The organism is Chitinophaga sp. (genome assembly GCF_019236475.1).
In the GTDB taxonomy this organism is placed as follows: domain Bacteria; phylum Bacteroidota; class Bacteroidia; order Chitinophagales; family Chitinophagaceae; genus Chitinophaga.
In genome coordinates this window covers 1,080,179-1,097,525 of sequence record NZ_JAFAIX010000012.1, presented here as the reverse complement: position 1 = coordinate 1,097,525, position 17,347 = coordinate 1,080,179, and the positions used below count along the sequence as shown (strand labels likewise).

The 17,347-nt window shown below is 42.9% G+C and carries 14 protein-coding genes; 5 read left to right on the top strand and 9 right to left on the bottom strand.

Translation table 11 applies throughout. The features are described 5' to 3' along the window. Positions 1-33 precede the first annotated feature (33 nt). Both mscL and JO154_RS20760 read right to left on the bottom strand, forming a co-directional pair. Positions 34-456 (bottom strand): large conductance mechanosensitive channel protein MscL, encoded by a 423-nt coding sequence (gene mscL, locus JO154_RS20765; protein WP_291949087.1) that lies wholly within the window; start codon positions 454-456, stop codon positions 34-36. Positions 457-533: 77 nt separating this feature from the next. Continuing rightward, positions 534-1,355 carry a PPK2 family polyphosphate kinase gene (locus JO154_RS20760; RefSeq protein ID WP_291949085.1) on the bottom strand — a complete coding sequence of 274 codons (822 nt, stop codon included), beginning with the start codon at positions 1,353-1,355 and terminating at the stop codon, positions 534-536. Positions 1,356-1,401: 46 nt separating this feature from the next. Here JO154_RS20760 and JO154_RS20755 point away from each other — a divergent pair, with 46 nt between their 5' ends. After that, entirely contained in the window at positions 1,402-2,277 is an 876-nt protein-coding gene (locus JO154_RS20755; protein WP_291949083.1) for a DMT family transporter, read from the top strand. Between the two features lie 79 nt (positions 2,278-2,356). Here the strand turns inward: JO154_RS20755 and frr are convergent, their stop codons facing one another. Both frr and JO154_RS20745 read right to left on the bottom strand, forming a co-directional pair. Beyond that, positions 2,357-2,920, bottom strand: a complete 564-nt coding sequence (gene frr / locus JO154_RS20750; protein WP_291949080.1) for a ribosome recycling factor — start codon at positions 2,918-2,920, stop codon at positions 2,357-2,359. A gap of 124 nt (positions 2,921-3,044) precedes the next feature. After that, complete coding sequence (locus tag JO154_RS20745; protein WP_291949078.1) at positions 3,045-4,199, bottom strand: glycosyltransferase family 4 protein; 1,155 nt, start codon at positions 4,197-4,199, stop codon at positions 3,045-3,047. Between the two features lie 165 nt (positions 4,200-4,364). Here JO154_RS20745 and JO154_RS20740 point away from each other — a divergent pair, with 165 nt between their 5' ends. Then, on the top strand, positions 4,365-5,201 hold the full coding sequence (locus tag JO154_RS20740; protein ID WP_291949077.1) for a transketolase: 837 nt from the start codon (positions 4,365-4,367) through the stop codon (positions 5,199-5,201). A gap of 83 nt (positions 5,202-5,284) precedes the next feature. On the opposite strand, the gene JO154_RS20735 is transcribed toward JO154_RS20740, so the two are convergent. Further along, a complete protein-coding gene (locus tag JO154_RS20735; protein ID WP_291949076.1) occupies positions 5,285-6,511 on the bottom strand; it encodes an FtsX-like permease family protein in 1,227 nt (408 codons plus the stop codon). Between the two features lie 39 nt (positions 6,512-6,550). Further along, positions 6,551-6,949, bottom strand: a complete 399-nt coding sequence (rbfA, locus tag JO154_RS20730; protein WP_291949075.1) for a 30S ribosome-binding factor RbfA — start codon at positions 6,947-6,949, stop codon at positions 6,551-6,553. A gap of 153 nt (positions 6,950-7,102) precedes the next feature. Between rbfA and JO154_RS20725 the strand changes: the two genes are divergently transcribed. Further along, positions 7,103-8,938 carry an ABC transporter ATP-binding protein gene (locus JO154_RS20725; RefSeq protein ID WP_291949073.1) on the top strand — a complete coding sequence of 612 codons (1,836 nt, stop codon included), beginning with the start codon at positions 7,103-7,105 and terminating at the stop codon, positions 8,936-8,938. A 171-nt stretch (positions 8,939-9,109) separates the two neighbouring features. Then, on the top strand, positions 9,110-10,636 hold the full coding sequence (locus tag JO154_RS20720) for a glycosyltransferase (protein WP_291949071.1): 1,527 nt from the start codon (positions 9,110-9,112) through the stop codon (positions 10,634-10,636). Between the two features lie 99 nt (positions 10,637-10,735). Here the strand turns inward: JO154_RS20720 and JO154_RS20715 are convergent, their stop codons facing one another. Together JO154_RS20715 and ileS are read right to left on the bottom strand one after the other, a co-directional pair. After that, positions 10,736-11,761, bottom strand: coding sequence for a TraR/DksA C4-type zinc finger protein (locus JO154_RS20715; RefSeq protein WP_291949069.1), 1,026 nt, complete (start codon positions 11,759-11,761; stop codon positions 10,736-10,738). 6 nt (positions 11,762-11,767) lie between these two features. Beyond that, positions 11,768-15,094, bottom strand: a complete 3,327-nt coding sequence (ileS, locus tag JO154_RS20710; protein ID WP_291949067.1) for an isoleucine--tRNA ligase — start codon at positions 15,092-15,094, stop codon at positions 11,768-11,770. 253 nt (positions 15,095-15,347) lie between these two features. On the opposite strand from ileS, the gene JO154_RS20705 reads away from it, so the two are divergent. Further along, positions 15,348-15,812 carry a PepSY-like domain-containing protein gene (locus JO154_RS20705; RefSeq protein WP_291949065.1) on the top strand — a complete coding sequence of 155 codons (465 nt, stop codon included), beginning with the start codon at positions 15,348-15,350 and terminating at the stop codon, positions 15,810-15,812. A 541-nt stretch (positions 15,813-16,353) separates the two neighbouring features. Here JO154_RS20705 and JO154_RS20700 read toward each other — a convergent pair. Continuing rightward, a complete protein-coding gene (locus JO154_RS20700; protein WP_291949063.1) occupies positions 16,354-17,277 on the bottom strand; it encodes an AraC family transcriptional regulator in 924 nt (307 codons plus the stop codon). Between the last annotated feature and the right edge of the window lie 70 nt (positions 17,278-17,347).

The window sequence follows — 17,347 nt, the reverse complement described above, 5'->3', positions numbered from 1 at the left end:
CGAGGAAACAGGTATCGGGGTATCTATAAAAAATTATGGTTTCGCTTTGATAGCATCGCGGATTTCCATCAGCAGTTTTTCCTGTGCAGAAGGTTCAGCGGGAGCAGCAGGTTGTTTACGGGTTAAGCGGTTCATGAATTTCACCAGCATGAAAATACAGAGCGCAATAATCAGAAAATCTATGATACTCTGAATAAATGCACCATAGGCAAATACCGCCACCCCTTTAGTTTTGGCTTCTGCAAGTGTGGCTACTTCCCCCTTACTATGGTCCAACAATACAAAGAAGTCATTAAAATTCTTGCCCCGGGTAAACAATCCAACGAGAGGCATCAGAATATTTTCTACTAATGATGTAACGATCTTTCCAAACGCTCCACCAATGATCACACCCACAGCAAGATCCATTACATTGCCTTTCATGGCAAATTCTTTAAACTCTTTGATGAACGACATAATGCAAGGTTTTTTTATTGATTAAATAAGTAAACGAAATTAAAACATAATATCATAAACCGTTAATTATTAATCCATTATTTCTTCAAACGGGGATATTTCATCTTGAGTGATTTCAGTGTATCCCTTAACGTTACTGCAACAACATATTCTTTATACCAGTTGTGATCTGCTGGTACTACGATCCAAGGAATGTAGTTACAGTTGTTTAATGCATCCTCATAACAAGCCATATATTTATCCCACAACTTGGCTTCTTCCAGGTCTTGTTCATTATATTTCCACATCTTACGTGAATCTTCTGTACGCTCTAATAACCTTTGTGTCTGGGCTTCACGGGATACATGCAGATAGAATTTCAGTATCTGTGTGTTCCCATGCACCGCCAATAGTTTTTCAAAATCATTGATGGCGTCCATGCGCTTATAAGCCGTCTTATCATCTATCCATTTATGTACACGCTGAATCAGGATGTCTTCATAATGCGAGCGATTGAATACCTGTATCATTCCTTTTGCAGGCGATTGTTTATGTACTCGCCAGAGGAAATCATGATCTGTTTCTTCTTTGGTAGGAGTCTTAAACGAATAGACAGTTACACCTTGTGGGTTCAAGGTTCCTGTTACATTTTTGATGACGCCATCTTTTCCGCTAGCATCCATTCCCTGGATAACCATCAATACACTATGCTTATGCTCTGCATACAGCAAGTTCTGTAGCTCGTCCAGTTCTTGCAAAATTTCTTTGGTGGCAGCTTTGACTTTTTCTTTGTCTAATTTTTTTGGAGCGGAAGTGCTGATATCTGCTAGTTTGATTTTACCCATGCGTTGAACATTCAGTTTTTTAAATTTAACAAAATGGAAGCATATCTGTTCTGAATTTTCCGGATTCTTTTGCATAAATGCCCATATAATCTGACCTTTGCGGACATAAAATATTGCCACTTTGAACCAAAAAATCGCTAATTGGGGAGTATTTCTCCTGCTATCTCTTACCTGGGGCAGTTCCTTCATTCTAATGAAAATCGGTCTGGAATCCTTTAGCCCATACCAGGTAGCCAGTTTAAGGCTGGTGGCTGCAGGACTGGCACTATTGCCTTTCCTTCCAAAGTCTCTGAAGGAAACGCCTGTACGAAAATTGCCGATCATCATATTGTCGGGTATCTTGGGAAATGGCCTGCCAGCCTTCTTATTCTGTTTGGCAGAAACCAAGATAGACAGTTCCTTAGCGGGTATATTAAATTCCCTCACTCCACTAATGGCACTATTGACGGGCTTTTTATTCTTTAAAAGTCCCATCAAAAAAGCCCAACTTACTGGAGTAGGAGTAGGCCTCATAGGCGTGGTGTTGCTCTTCGCCAATAAGGGTATTGCGACCAATGATTACTGGTATTACGGTTTGTTGGTGGTAGCGGCTACCATTAGTTATGGTAGTAATATTAGCCTGGTACATCATCATCTGAAAGGGTATGGATCATTACAACTGGGGTCCATCGCCATGTTTTTCAATGGACTGTTTACGCTCCCTATTTTGCTGTTCACTGATTTCTTCCCACAGTTCACTACAGACCATGCTCCTTGGCGCTCTCTCGCAGCCGGGTTGGTATTGGGAGTAATGGGTACAGGAGTTGCCGCGGTATTGTTCTATCTATTAATACGCCGTGCTGGCGCCATGTTCGCATCTATGGTTACATACGCATTGCCTATTGTAGCTATGGGCTGGGGATTGCTCGCCCATGAATCAATCAACTCCATGCAGGTGGCTTGCATGTTACTGATTCTTTTCGGGGTATACCTGGTAAACCGGGCGAAAAACGCCTAAATCCATATTGGTCATTATACATTAAAAAGCCCCAGATGATAGTCATCCGGGGCTTTTTTAATAGTAATATTCTCCTGTCTTAGATGGACATTATTTCTTTCTCTTTGGTTTCACAGTGCTTGTCTACCAGTACAATGTTTTTGTCGGTCATTGTTTGCACATCAGCCTCAGCATCTTTGGCAGTATCTTCACTTAAACCATCTTTCTGAAGTTTTTTGATAGCCTCAATCGCATCACGACGGATGTTACGAATAGCTACTTTTGCCTGTTCACCTTCACCATTCACTCTTTTTACAAACTCTTTTCTTCTTTCTTCAGTCAGAGGAGGCAGGAAAAGACGGATGATAACACCATCATTTTGAGGATTCAGACCAATATTAGCAGCAATGATGGCTCTTTCAATTGGTTGAAGCATATTCTTTTCCCAAGGTTGTATGGTCAGTGTACGGGCATCTGCAACAGCCACATTGGCCACTTGGTTCAGTGGAGTGGCAGCACCGTAATAGTCAACATTAATACCATCCAGAATCTGCGGATTGGCTTTACCGGCTCTAACTTTGGTCAGTTCCGATTCCAGGTGACCGATTGCTTTTTTCATCGAGTCCGCAGCGTCATCCAGTATAAGATTTAGATCATCTTGCATAACATAAATAGTTAAGTGCGTGCAAACCTACACGTTTTCTTTTAATCGTCAAAGTAAAGCCGCCTGTCGGCGATTAAAAAAGGGTAGCAATCCACTTGCTACCCTTTAAAATATGTTTGTGAGACTATTTATCTTGTAAGATACCGTCGTTTGAAACGCGGAGAATCTTGGAGGCGGGCGACTCCTGAACTGTGCTTGGTTCGGAGGCCGCGGCTGGCACCATTACTGGTTTCAATACAGTTGCCAGTTTGCGCCTACGTACGAGGTATAATAATGTAGTGAGACACAATGCCGACCCAACCACTACGAATACCATTGCAGTAGTACCAATGCCTTGTAACGCAAAGGCTCCAGCAATGTATAACGCATTCACAGAAACAGATACCAGTGTCGTTTGTTTATGATTGAGTTTCAGATCCAGCAGGTAGTGATGGATGTGATTCCGGTCTGCAGAGAAAGGAGAACGTCCTTGGAGCATACGCACCGCAAATACACGGAGGGTATCAAACAGCGGAACAATCAGAATGGCAAAAGCTACACCCGGTGTTGCGGTGATGGGCATCTTGCCAGCCGGATTACCAGCTACATCAATGAACTTAATCACCAATACGGCGTTTACCAGTCCAATCAACAGAGAGCCCGTGTCTCCCATAAATATCTTAGCCGGAGAAATATTGTAAATCAGGAAACTAGCCAGACCACCCGCCAGTGCAAACCCTATCACTGCATAAGTGGTTTCGCCAACATGAAGGAAATAAGCACCCAGAATGGCACTAACCAACAAGCCTATACTACCAGCCTGACCGTCTACCCCATCGATCAGGTTAAAGGCATTAATTACTACTATGAAGGTGAAATACGTCAGCATCAGGCTGATACTGGCCGGTAATTCATAGATCCCCATAAAGCCATACATGTTTGAAATCTGCAGGTTGCCGAGATATATGATAGCAAATGAAGCCAGTAACTGACCTATCAACTTCTTTAACGGAGACAACCCTACGATATCATCCTTCATGCCTACCATGAAAATGATAAAGAATGCTGCCATCATATATTGGAAAGGGGAATTCTGCAACGCCGGTACACAGACCGTTGCAGCAATGATGAAACCGGAAAAAAATCCGATTCCACCCAGCGTTGGAATACGCTTTTTATGGGCTTTCCTTTCGTCCGGTTCGTCGTATAAATGTTTTAATTCCGCAACCTTAATGAGTATGGGAATCGAAAAATAGGTAACAACAAAACTTAGGACGGTAGCAATTAATACATTCTCCATTTATTGGGGGGTTAGAGTGCAAAGATATTAATTTCAATGAAATGTGTAAATATTCTCTTAAAAAATAAAGATTTTGTGATATTTTGGTCGCGCAAATCAAACATTCAACAGCCACATTTCTACGAAATTCTTTTAGTTTTGCGGCTCTAAAAATTAACAAGTATCATGCCACAGCTTCAAGATATAGCTACACAAGTTAGAAGGGACATCGTTAGAATGGTTCATGCTGTTCAGAGTGGCCACCCAGGCGGCTCTTTAGGTTGTACGGATTTTCTGACCGCACTTTATTTCAAGGTAATGGATCATAAACCAGCTCCATTTGATATGGATGGTAAAGATCAGGATCTGTTCTTCTTGTCTAATGGCCATATCTCTCCAGTGTTCTACAGCGTGCTTGCCCGTTCCGGATACTTTCCGCTGGCTGAACTCAATACCTTCCGCAAACTGAACTCTCGTTTGCAAGGTCACCCAACTACGCACGAACATCTGCCAGGTGTACGTATCGCCTCTGGCTCTCTGGGCCAAGGAATGAGCGTTGCAATTGGCGCTGCCCTCACTAAAAAACTGAATGGCGATAAAAACCTCGTATTCTCCCTCCACGGCGATGGCGAACTCGAAGAAGGACAAATCTGGGAAGCAGCTTTATTTGCTCCTCACCATAAAGTAGACAACCTTATCATCACCATAGATGCTAACGGCCAACAAATCGATGGTACCACCTTAGACGTGGCTGGCCTCGGCGATATTGGCGCTAAATTCGAAACCTTCGGCTGGCAAGTGCTGCACATGGATGGTAACAACATGGACGAAGTAGTAGCTACCCTGGAAAAAGCAAAATCCCTCACCGGTCAAGGTAAACCAATCTGCATCGTAATGACGACCGTTATGGGTAAAGGAGTAGACTTCATGGAAGGTCACCACGAATGGCACGGTATCGCTCCTAGTGATGAGCAACTGGCAAAAGCCCTCGCTCAATTACCAGAAACACTGGGCGATTACTAATCAGTATTCACTTATAACGATATAAAATAAAAGGCCGCGAAAATCGCGGCCTTTTATTTTATATCGTAAGTATTATATTATTATCAGGTTGCCTTCAACTCCATCGCTTCCCTCGATGCACGCCTCGCCGGATACCAACTAGCTGCCAAACCAATCACTAAGATCGTTACCAACACCAATACATAATCCCCCCAATGCATACTCACAGGATAAGAATCTACCAAGAAGGAAGTCCCCTCCAATCGAATAATCCCCCATTGTTGCTGAATCAAACAAAAAATAGTTCCTAAACCACAACCCAGAAACGCCCCAATTCCCGCAATAATCAACCCCTCCGCCAAAAAGATCCGCATCACCAACGATTGACGCGCTCCCATTGCTTTTAAAATGGTGATATCTTTCTGTTTCTCAATCACTAACATATATAGTGATCCGATCATGTTAAAGGCGGCAATCACTAGGATAAAACTTAGAATCACATACACGGCCCATTTTTCCGTTTGCATGATCGCATATAACGACTGATTCTGCTCGAAGCGGGTCTGCACTTTATAGCCAGGTCCTAATAATTGTTGTAACTGGTTACGTAACTGGTCATCATTTGTACCGGGAACAGCACCAACCTCTAAGGCCGACATCTCATCCGGCCCCAGTTCCAGCAATTTCCGCATGAACTCAACATTTGTAATAACGTATTTGGCATTGAACTCTTGCTGTATGGCGAAAGTCCCTTTAGGATAAATAATCCCACTATTCAGTGCATCCTCCGGTACTGTAAAGGAGGTAGCGGTTTTACGAGGTAGATATACGGTAATCGGTGCCAGACTATGTTCTACATCCACGCCCAATGCACCTTCCAGCTCCAAGCCAAAGATAGCGCCGTAGCCTTCCTCCGCATCGCCTGTATTAAACTTACCTCTGACGATTTTCCCGCGGAGATCCGCAACACGGGTGTAATGGCTGTCTACTCCCTTCAAAACAGCGATAGTAGGCTCATCACCATAACGCAATACCGCCTTTTCTTCTACCACAGCAGAATAATCGGCCACTCCAGGAAGCGCTTTGATACGGGTTAACTGCACCGAATCAAGTCGGATAGTCTTGCCAGATACAGGCGCCACCTTCACAGAAGGGTAAAAAGAAGAATATAAGGATTTTACAAGCCCCTCAAAACCATTGAAAACACTCAAAATAACTATTAACGCCCCGGCTCCAACTGCAATAGCCCCCACACTTACCCAGGCTATAATATTTATGGCATTGGTCGATTTCTTGGCCCTGAAGTAACGGGAAGCAAACTGCCAGATCATATGAATAAGCCAAAAGCCCCGCCAGTAGCGGGACTTTAATTATTTAGTGTCGTTTTTTGTATCGGAATTGCCTTTAATTTTGGAGTCGTCTTCTTTAATTTTCTTGAATACTTCCTCCATTTTAAATACATAGTCCAAGGTATCATCCAGGAAGAAAGTCAGTTCCGGAACACGGCGCAATTGCTTGCCTACCCGCATACCCAGTTCTTTTTTGATTTCTCCCATACGCTCGTTGATACGCTCCAGCATACCGTCTTTATCTTTGATCTGGAACATACTCAGGTAAACTTTCGCTTCCAGCAGATCTGGTGTCATCTTAACGGCAGCAATGGATATCATTCCACCCTCCAGCACGTTAAAGCCCATGCGCTGGAAGATAGTACTCAGTTCTTCCTGTATCAACTGTCCAATTTGTTTTTGCCTCTTAGTTTCCTGCATGTCGTTCAGTTTTTTCGTTTATAATTGGGAGCTTTAACTGCGAAATTAACCATTTCCGCGGAAGATTGGCCGATTTCAAAGCGGTTTACCTCACAATTATACCTAATTGTACTATTTTTGCCTGTTCTTAAAATCAAGACTAAAGCAACAGGAATGAAGACTTTAAAGCGATTATTGAAATACGCCTCTCCCTTACATCATTACCTGCCCGAGTACATCATCTATACAATTATAGGAATCGTTTTCGGACTTGTAAACTTTTCCATGTTAATCCCCTTACTCGATGTGCTGTTTGACAAGGTGAAACCAGATGTGCTAACACGCCCGGAATTTACTTTCTCCATTCAATATTTCATCAATCTCTTTAAATATCACTTCAACAGTTATATTGTACTGCATAATGATAAATTCGGTGCACTGATATTTGTAGGAGCATTTATTGCCATCTGTACAACCATCGCCAATGTGGGCCGATATATGAGCGCCCGTGTGATCGTAAGACTGCGCATGGTGTTGCTGGAAAAAGTGAGAAACGCTATGTATAACAAAGTGACAGAACAATCACTTTCGTTCTACCATAACCGTAAGAAAGGTGAAATCCTGACTATTTTCTCTAGCGACGTACAAGAGATAGAATCCAATGTGGTCAACTCTATCCAGGTTTTCCTCCGCGATCCATTTATCATCGTTGCATACTTCTCTGCATTATTTTATCTCTCTGCTAAACTCACCCTCTTTACGATATTTTTCTTCCCGATATCAGGATTTCTATTATCCTATATCAGCAAGAAGCTGAAGCAGAAAGGATTTTTCAGCATGGCGCTTTTTGGCGAAACCATTGCCATTTCTGAAGAGAGCATCAGCGGTATTCGTGTGATTCAATCTTTCAGTGCAGTGAAATTCATGCAAAGAAAATTTGCTTCGGTAAACAGGCACTTCATCAAAGTAAGTAAGTCGATTTATAACCAACGTGAGATGGCTTCCCCTATCTCTGAAATTTTCGGTGTAATCATTGTCGTTATATTGATTGTTTATGGTGGTAGCATCGTACTTTCTGGCGACAAAGTGCTGACCAGTGCTGCATTTATCACCTACTTGGTATTCTATTCCCAGATCTTGCAACCTGCAAAAAATATTTCTACTGCTATCACTTCCTTGCAGAAAGGGTTGGTATCTAGTGAACGTATTTTTGGTCTGTTAGATGCAGAAGTAAATATTACAGAAAAGCCAGATGCTATTGCTGTTAAAGGGTTTGATAAAGATGTCACTTATAACAATGTTACTTTCGCATTCGAAAAAGATCCTTATAAACCAGTACTGAAAAATGTACAATTGCAGGTAAAGAAAGGGGAGATGATAGCTTTGGTGGGCCGCAGTGGTGCTGGTAAATCCACCATGGCAGACATTCTGCCAAGGTTCTACGATGTGGATAAAGGTAGTGTCACCATTGATGGTGTAGATGTGAAAGATATCAAACTAGATGATCTGCGTGGACTCATGGGTGTTGTTTCTCAGGAAGCAATTCTCTTCAATGATACCGTGTTAAATAATATTGCGTTTGGGCAGACGAATGTTGATCGGGATGCAGTAATTCAGGCGGCAAAAATTGCCAATGCCCACGAATTCATAGAAGGCCTGGAAAACGGCTACGATACTACTATTGGTGATCGTGGTATGAAACTGAGTGGTGGTCAACGTCAACGCCTCACCATCGCGAGAGCTGTGTTTAAAAATCCTCCTATCATGATTTTGGACGAGGCTACTTCTGCACTGGATACAGAGTCAGAAAAATTGGTACAAGAATCCCTGGATAAACTGATGCAAAACCGCACCACTATTGTGATTGCGCACCGCCTCAGTACTATTCAGCATGCTAACAAAATTGTGGTAATGGAAAAAGGTGAAATCGTAGAAACAGGTACCCACGATGAACTCATGGCAGTAGAAGGCATCTACCGAAAATTAGTAGAGATGCAGGAATTCAAATAATAATAACTTAACGTTATTGCATATACGTAAAGCGGCTCCGGAAATTCCGGAGCCGCTTTTTTTGGCCACCACAGCGGTTTTTATGGTATCGTTTTTGTTATACCCCTTGCTGATAATGCCAGCGCAGCTCTTTGTAGCATATTTTTTTAACCTTTAACATAGCGAACTCCTATGATCTCGATCGTAATTCCTGTATTAAATGAAGGCGCCACCATACGCCAGGTTATTAAAACGATTAAGAAAACATCCCGCCAGATAGAGATAATTGTAGTAGATGACAATTCAACGGATAATACCGTAGCGGAAGCGATGAAAGAAGAGGTACGTGTCATCACTAGTAGCCAGCGCGGAAAAGGCATCTCTATGAGAGAAGGAATGATGGCAGCAAAAGGAGATATCATCGCCTACGTAGATGGTGATATTACTACCTACCCCGACAATATTGTGGACTTACTAACCAGTCCTATTGAAAAAGACGAAGCCGATTTCGTTAAATCCTATTTTGAAAGGCAGGCAGGCAGGGTCACCCAACTGGTGGCCAAGCCACTGCTAAGTATTCTCTTCCCAGAATTAGCACATTTCCAGCAACCACTCAGCGGTATGATTGCCGCCAAAAAATCAGTGTTGACCAAAGTGCAGTTTGAGAATGATTATGGGGTAGACATCGGTCTGCTGATTGATACCCATCTCATGGGTGCACGTATCGCAGAAGCCAATATCGGCCGCCTGGAGAATGCCATGCAAACCTGGGAACAACTCAGTAAAATGTCGCGTGAAGTTTCCCGCACCATCCTGAAGAAAGCAGAAAATATTCCTTCTGAAAACCTGGAAACCCTCGGCAACATTAATGTGATCAGAGAACAAATGGAATATTCCATCCTTGAATCCATAGAAAAAATGGAGAAGATGGTCATCTTCAATCTCGATCATGCTGTATTCACACAAGATTATCTCTATTGGGCTGCTATCGCGTTTGATGAGGAACCTGCATACCTGCAACTACAGGCCACCATACAGGATCCGATTGAAAAACTAGAGAAGATAACAGCACTATTTGAACACAGAAATCTTGCGGAACTGCTGGAAGTAGCCGATGCTATTCCTATCATACCTGGTATTGAAGGGGTCGTGAAGGAATTGAAGAGAAGGGGATATGTATGTGGACTTGTTACGGATGCATATGGATGCGTAGCCCGCCATATCAAAAACAAACTGGGAATGGATTTCGTCTTCTCCAACAAAATCCAGTTGGTCAACAGTGTATCCACAGGGAAATTCACGGTGGGTGAATATTTCATGAAGGACCACCATTACGACAAGAGTCACTTGTTGGCTTATATTTCCAAAGAATATGGTATCGCTACGCAGAATATCATCTATGTAGGCGATGGTAAGCAGGACGAACAATTACTCATCAAAGCTGGCATCGGTGTGGCCTTTTGTCCACAATATCAGCGCGCGGCTGTAGAAAAGATTGCAGACAAAATCATCACTGGGCTGTCGTTGCAGCCGTTGTTGGATATTGTACCTGATGTAACACCCGTAAAAAAAGGAATAAAAATTCCGCCTATTCGTATCAATTCAAAGCAAGCGAAAAGGATTGGTATAGGTAGTTTGGTGGGCTTGGGTGCGGCGACTATACTGTATTTCGCAGTAAAGCAAATGAATAAACGAAAAAAAGAAATAGCTGCATGTTAGGCTGCCAGTAACTGAAGGCTCATTGCAGTTGATAAAAAAAATGCGCCCCTTCGCGAGTTGCGAAGGGGCGCTTTATTTTTACGCTGCTGCGTGTAAAGCTTATTTGCTTTTTGCCAGTTTAGCTTCGATGCTAAGAGTAGCGTGGGGTACAGCTTTCAGACGAGCCTTATCGATTAATTTACCGGTTACACGGCAAATACCATAAGTCTTGTTTTCAATACGTACCAGCGCTTTTTCCAGGTGGTCAATGAACTGAATTTGACGGCTGGCCATCTGGTTGAGCTGTTCTCTTTCTTGGGAACCGCTACCATCCTCCATGCTCATATATTTATTTTCAGTATCATCAGTACCAGCTTCATCTTTGCGGGTAATGAGGCCTTGTAGGTAAACCAGTTCTTTCTTCGCTGCTTCCAATTTTTTGAGGATCAGCTCTTTAAACTCCTGCAGGTCAGCATCACTATACCTGAATACTGGTCCAGTAGGCTGGTCTGGCTGATCCAGCACGGATTTGGTGAATTCAGGCTGGTAAGTCACCAGTGTGTTTCCTTTACCTTTTTTCTCGGTCTTTTCGGTTTTCTCGGTTTTTTCAGCCGGTTTAGCGGTTTTTTCCGCTTTGGCTGTTTTTTCCGTCTTTACTGGTTTCTCCGCTGCTTTCTTTGTGGATTCTTTCTCCTTAGCAACTTGTTCCTTTTCTGCTTTCTTTACTGCCATCGTTTTAAGTTCTTTTTCTTCTGACTTAGAAATTAATGGTTTCTGTTTTTCAGCGGAAACGCTTTTGGTCACCCCTTGCTGCTTTGCAGCAGGTTCATTGTTAACGGTCGATTTTGTAGGAACCGCAACTTTTACTTTAACGGACGGCGTTTTGCTTTGGAGGGCAGATGCCTTCTTTACAACCGGATTTTGAACTGTTTCAGTCTTTTTTCCGGAGGACTTAACTACCACGGCTTTAGAAGCTGCTGGCTTCGCAACTTTGGCAGCTACCTTAGGAGCTGCTGGTTTAGGTGCTGACGAAGCTTTTTTAGCAGGAGTGGCAGCTTTCGCTGTTACTACCTTTTTCGCTGAAGTGGACTTCGCCGGAGCGGCCTTTAGGGTCTGTTTGCTAGCAACCTTCTTTTTTGTTGCCATGGGGGATTAGCTTTTTTTGTTAACTAATACATTAAATTTAAGGTCGTTTACCTCTATTTCTGTACCATCATGTAGCGTCGCTACCAAATCCAAGCTATCTGCCAAAATTTCCGTGCAAATATAGTCATTATAGTTAATAATCGCCGACTTCAGAGAGTCTGCCGCCGCCACCTTAACATCTATTCTGTCAGTAAGTTCAAAACCACTGTCTTTACGGATTTTCTGAATGCGGTTCACTAGCTCTCTCGCATTGCCTTCGTCCTGTAATTGAGGAGTAATAGTAATATCGAGCGCTACCGTCAGTGCACCTTTATTCGCAACTGTCCATCCAGGAATATCTTCGGAAATGATCTCTACATCAGAGAGTTGTATCTGCACCGGCTCACCATCCACAGACAACATTAAATGCCCGTCGCGTTCAATTGCAGCAATGTCTGCGTCTGTAAGTGCCTGAATGGCAGCTGCAACAGCTTTCATTCTGGCCCCCATTTTAGCTCCGAGAGATTTGAAGTTAGGTTTAATCTTTTTCTTGATGAAACCTTCAGTTTCTGTAAGATAATCAATCCCTTTCACATTTACTTCACTTTTTATCAAATCTTCCACTTTCGCAATCTGCTCTTGCATGTGAACACTTGATACCGGAATCAGGATCTTTTGTAACGGCTGACGCACCTTGATATTCACCTTCTTACGTAGGGATAATACCAGGGAAGAGATATCTTGAGCCAACTGCATTCTTTCTTCCAGTTCAGGATCTATCGCTTTAGCATCGGCAACAGGGTAATCTGTATGGTGGATAGATTCCGCTTTGCTACGACCGGTTACCTTGTTCAGGTTGTTAAACATCCAATCTGTAAAGAATGGAGATACCGGCGCCATCAGTTGGATTACCTTTTCCAAGCACTCGTAGAGGGTCTGGTAAGCGCTAATCTTATCATGTTCGTATTCTCCTTTCCAGAATCTACGACGGCAGAGACGAACGTACCAGTTACTCAGGTGTTCATCCACAAAACGCTCAACGGCACGGCCTGCTTGTGTAGGCTCATAGTCGTCCAGGTAAGCGGTTGCTTCCTTCACGAGGGAGTTCAGTACGGAAATGATCCAACGATCGATCTCCGGACGTTGTTCCAATGGAATGTAAGCCTCCTTGAATGTGAAATTATCCAGGTTGGCATACATCGCGAAGAAGTTATAGGTATTGTAGAGGGTACCAAATAATTTACGCTGTACTTCGCCTACACCTTTCACATCGAATTTCAGGGAATCCCATGGAGAAGCATTGGTAATCAAGTACCAGCGGGTAGCGTCTGCACCATATTGGGCAATGGTTTCAAATGGATTCACCACGTTGCCGAGGCGTTTACTCATTTTCAGACCATTGGCATCCAGTACTAAACCATTGGAAACCACTGTTTTATAAGCTACAGTATCGAACAGCATTACGCCGAGGGCATGCAGGGTATAGAACCAGCCACGTGTTTGATCCACACCTTCCGCGATGAAATCAGCAGGAAACGCCTGACGGCCATCTACTAATTCTTTATTCTCAAACGGATAGTGCTGCTGTGCAAAAGGCATAGCGCCAGAATCAAACCAAACGTCAATCAAGTCTGGCTCACGACGCATCGGTTTACCGGATTCGCTCACCAGGATGATATCATCCACATATGGTTTGTGCAGATCCAGGATACCTTCATGCAGGTATGATTTATTCACATCTCCACCCAGCACTTCATTGGCTTTGCGAATTTCTGTATTCAATTCTTCGATGCTGCCAATGCATTTTTCTTCCGCACCATCTTCTGTACGCCAGATTGGTAAAGGAGTTCCCCAGTAGCGACTGCGACTCAGGTTCCAGTCCACCATGTTTTCCAGCCAGTTGCCGAAGCGGCCTGTACCGGTAAACGCAGGTTTCCAGTTGATAGTTTTGTTCAATTCAATCATCCTATCTTTTACAGCAGTGGTTTTGATGAACCATGCGTCCAGCGGATAATATAATACTGGTTTATCTGTACGCCAGCAATGTGGATAGGTATGTTCATATTTCTCCACTTTGAAGGCACGGTTTTCTTTCTTCAGTTTTACCGCGATGTCTACGTCTACATCTTTATAGTCCGGATCATCTTTATAGTTCTTCACATATCTGCCGGAGAATTCTCCCACATTATCTGTGAATTTACCGGCTTTATCCACCAGGGTGAGGATACCGATACCATATTTTTTACCTACACGGTTATCGTCTGCACCGAAGGCTGGAGCCGTATGTACGATACCGGTACCATCTTCTGTAGTAACGAAATCGCCCACCAGGATGCGGAATGGATCTCCTTCTTCTGGTTGTGCATAAGGCAACAATTGCTCATAGCGAACATTCTCCAGATCCTTACCTTTAAAGCTGGTCAGGATTTTCCATGGAATTACTTTGTCTCCTTCATTGTAGGAGCTCATTTCCAGGTTTTCCCCTTCTGCTTTGAAGTATTTATGCAACAGGACTTTCGCCATCACCACCTTGATAGGCAGGTGTGTGTACTGGTTGAAGGTTTCTACGAGAACATATTCAATATTTCCGCCAACTGTCAGACCAAGGTTGGAAGGTAAAGTCCATGGAGTGGTGGTCCAGGCGAGGAAGAATACTTCATCGTTGCCGGCAGCGTCGAAAAGGAATTGGGAGTTTTCCGCCTTTTGCGCTTTGAACATGGCTACAACAGTGGTATCCTTAACATCTTTGTAGGTACCTGGCATATTCAACTCTGCGGAGCTCAGACCAGTTCCGGCAGCAGGAGAATAAGGCTGGATGCTGACACTTTTATACAGAAATCCTTTTTGGTAGAGGGTTTTGAGCGCCCACCAGAGGGATTCGATATAATTATTGTCGAAGGTGATGTATGGGTGTTCGAGATCAACCCAGTAGCCCATCTTCTTGGTCAGTTCATCCCATTTATCTTTATATTTCAATACCTCCGTGCGGCAGGTATCATTATATTCTGCAATAGATATTTTCTTACCAATATCTTCTTTGGTAATACCCAGCATTTTTTCAACGCCTAATTCTACTGGCAATCCGTGGGTATCCCATCCGCCTTTACGTTTCACCTGGAAGCCCTGCATCGTTTTATAACGACAAACCAGGTCTTTCAAGGTACGTGAGATTACGTGGTGAATACCAGGCAATCCATTGGCGCTGGGTGGGCCTTCATAAAATACAAACGGAGTAGCTCCATCACGAACGTCCACGCTCTTTTCAAAAGCCTGGTGCAGCTCCCATTGCTGGAGTATATCTTTCTCTATCTGAGGTAAATTCAGTTGGTTATATTCCTGATATTTGCTGGACATAAAACAATTCCCCGTCCTTTGATGTTATATGATACAATAATTGATTAAAATTGTGCGAAGTTAATAAAATAGGCCGGGACCTAAAGATGTCGGTACCGTAATTTTGCCGGTTTTCAAACTTTTTTTGTGTTTTTATTCGTAAATTACAATAAAGAGTATTTAATTTACGTTTTTGGCATTGTTTTGGTGTCCAAAAGGGAGAATTGAGAAACCTGGTAAATTTTTTAACCCAACGGTAAAACCATATCTTATTATGAAAAAGTTGACGTTAATTATTTGCGCGGTCTTGGTCTCTTCCGGCATAACTTTTGCACAGCAAAAAAAATCAGTTAAGAAAACAAAAACTGTTGCACCAAAGGTGGAAGCACCCGTAGCAGTGAAAAGCTCTTTTGAACAGAATTTTGCAGGTACAACTGACGCCAAGTGGACAAAGACAAGTGCTGGACATTGGAACGTTAGTTTCCTGAAAGAAAATATTAAAACTGTAGCAGAGTATAACGCCGATGGAGGCTGGGTAGCCACCAGAAGTGAGTACGACGCACAGAACTTGCCGGAATCAGTGGCAACAACACTGAAAACAAAATACCCGGCTGCTACCATCAAAGATGGCTGGAAAATTGAAAGGGCAGATGTTGCTGCCTACTACAAAGTAACTATTCAGGATAATGGCGCAGATAAGGCAGTGCTACTGAACGATGCAGGCACCATCACTGAATAATTTTAAATTCGTATTTCATAGGTATAGGGATAAATAGGACAGACCCTGCTCTTTTGGGCGGGGTTTTTTCATACCCGTAGGTTTCTTTCTCGCAAAGGGCGCAGAGGAGCAAAGAATTGTTTTTTATTGTTTGTTGGTCATTAGAATTATCAGTACTCCAAACTATCTAAAACCTACTTGACATATTAGGCAACCATGTTTCACAATCCCTTTGCAATCTTATTTCTTTGCGCACCTTGCGCGAAACAAAAAATCGCTTTGCATGAATATGCAAAGCGATTTTATAATGTGGTCAAAACCTTTCTGGCAAGTAATGCACTTTCAAATGGTGTTTGATATTGCAAGTAGATTTATGGCTTTACTTACTTTTTGCCAGCCAAGTTTCTTCCATGGTCAAATCTGATAAGGAAGCTTTGGAAGTGCGAATCGATATCCGCTTATCGTGACACAAAGAAACGATGATATTCCGGCTTCCGTTTATCGGATCGGGAAATCTATTAATCAAATTGGGAAAATATGCAAAACCCTTTGCAGTAAAGGATTAGCGAAGCAATAATTCACAAGGCTTGAGCCCTGTATGCTTCTTAAATGCAGTGGAAAAATGGGAGATGCAGGAATACCCCATCAGCATCGCTACTTCTGATACAGACATCCCTTTTTCATATAACAAACCTTTGGCTTTCTCCATACGCTCTTTCTGGAAGTAGTCGTATATAGTAGTGCCATACATCGCTTTGAAGCCTTTCTTTAGATAACACTCATTCATCGCCACCCGACGCGCCAGATCGCGGATAGTCACCGGCGAATCCAATTGCTCCAACAGAATAGCCCGCGCTTTCTCAATCTTCTCGCGGTCTTCCATTTGTGTGAGGAACCTACAACCGTAACGTTCATCGGTATCGTTCTGGATAAATTGATCAGAACTGAACAACAACAACTCCAGCGCTTTACTCTGTAAGAAGATATTCTTCAGCATTCCATCGTAATTGTGATGTACCAATGTTTCCAGCACTGCTTTGGATTTAGTGCATGGCTGAATAGTTTTCACAAATGGCTTACGGGACTGCATTTCCAGGAAAGAAACAGAAGTAGATCCTTTTTGCAAGGATTGTATAAAGGAAGGTTGAAATCTAACAGTGATCAGGTCTACAGAGGGTAACTTTTCATCACACGCTTTGTGCTTTGATTCCGCACACACTTGATCTGTACAACCAGGGTTCTTACAATACTTATTGCCAGCAACACAATACTTCAGCTCAATAGCAGCAGCATGGCCTCTTTTAGCCGGCTGATATACCACCATCGCCACATCTTCCACCGGCAAAGGCTTATCATAAGTGAATCGCTGCAAGGTGAAATCCAGACAGTCAGGAACCGACACCTGATCCTGCTCCACCAGTTGCAACTGATCGCTCATGGCTGGCTGAGGAATGGCCAGTGCTAATATTTCCTGTACTTCTTTCATCTTGCTGTCGTGTTAAAAACCTCACAAATTTAGGCATTCAGTTTTAATTGAAAATTATTATGACAGTCCC

Coding starts and splice junctions, on each gene's coding strand:
- mscL (WP_291949087.1), bottom strand. CDS start 456: ATGTCGTTCATCAAAGAGTTTAAAGAATTTGCCATGAAAGGCAATGTA.
- JO154_RS20760 (WP_291949085.1), bottom strand. CDS start 1,355: ATGCAAAAGAATCCGGAAAATTCAGAACAGATATGCTTCCATTTTGTT.
- frr (WP_291949080.1), bottom strand. CDS start 2,920: ATGCAAGATGATCTAAATCTTATACTGGATGACGCTGCGGACTCGATG.
- JO154_RS20745 (WP_291949078.1), bottom strand. CDS start 4,199: ATGGAGAATGTATTAATTGCTACCGTCCTAAGTTTTGTTGTTACCTAT.
- JO154_RS20740 (WP_291949077.1), top strand. CDS start 4,365: ATGCCACAGCTTCAAGATATAGCTACACAAGTTAGAAGGGACATCGTT.
- JO154_RS20735 (WP_291949076.1), bottom strand. CDS start 6,511: ATGATCTGGCAGTTTGCTTCCCGTTACTTCAGGGCCAAGAAATCGACC.
- rbfA (WP_291949075.1), bottom strand. CDS start 6,949: ATGCAGGAAACTAAGAGGCAAAAACAAATTGGACAGTTGATACAGGAA.
- JO154_RS20725 (WP_291949073.1), top strand. CDS start 7,103: ATGAAGACTTTAAAGCGATTATTGAAATACGCCTCTCCCTTACATCAT.
- JO154_RS20720 (WP_291949071.1), top strand. CDS start 9,110: ATGATCTCGATCGTAATTCCTGTATTAAATGAAGGCGCCACCATACGC.
- JO154_RS20715 (WP_291949069.1), bottom strand. CDS start 11,761: ATGGCAACAAAAAAGAAGGTTGCTAGCAAACAGACCCTAAAGGCCGCT.
- ileS (WP_291949067.1), bottom strand. CDS start 15,094: ATGTCCAGCAAATATCAGGAATATAACCAACTGAATTTACCTCAGATA.
- JO154_RS20705 (WP_291949065.1), top strand. CDS start 15,348: ATGAAAAAGTTGACGTTAATTATTTGCGCGGTCTTGGTCTCTTCCGGC.
- JO154_RS20700 (WP_291949063.1), bottom strand. CDS start 17,277: ATGAAAGAAGTACAGGAAATATTAGCACTGGCCATTCCTCAGCCAGCC.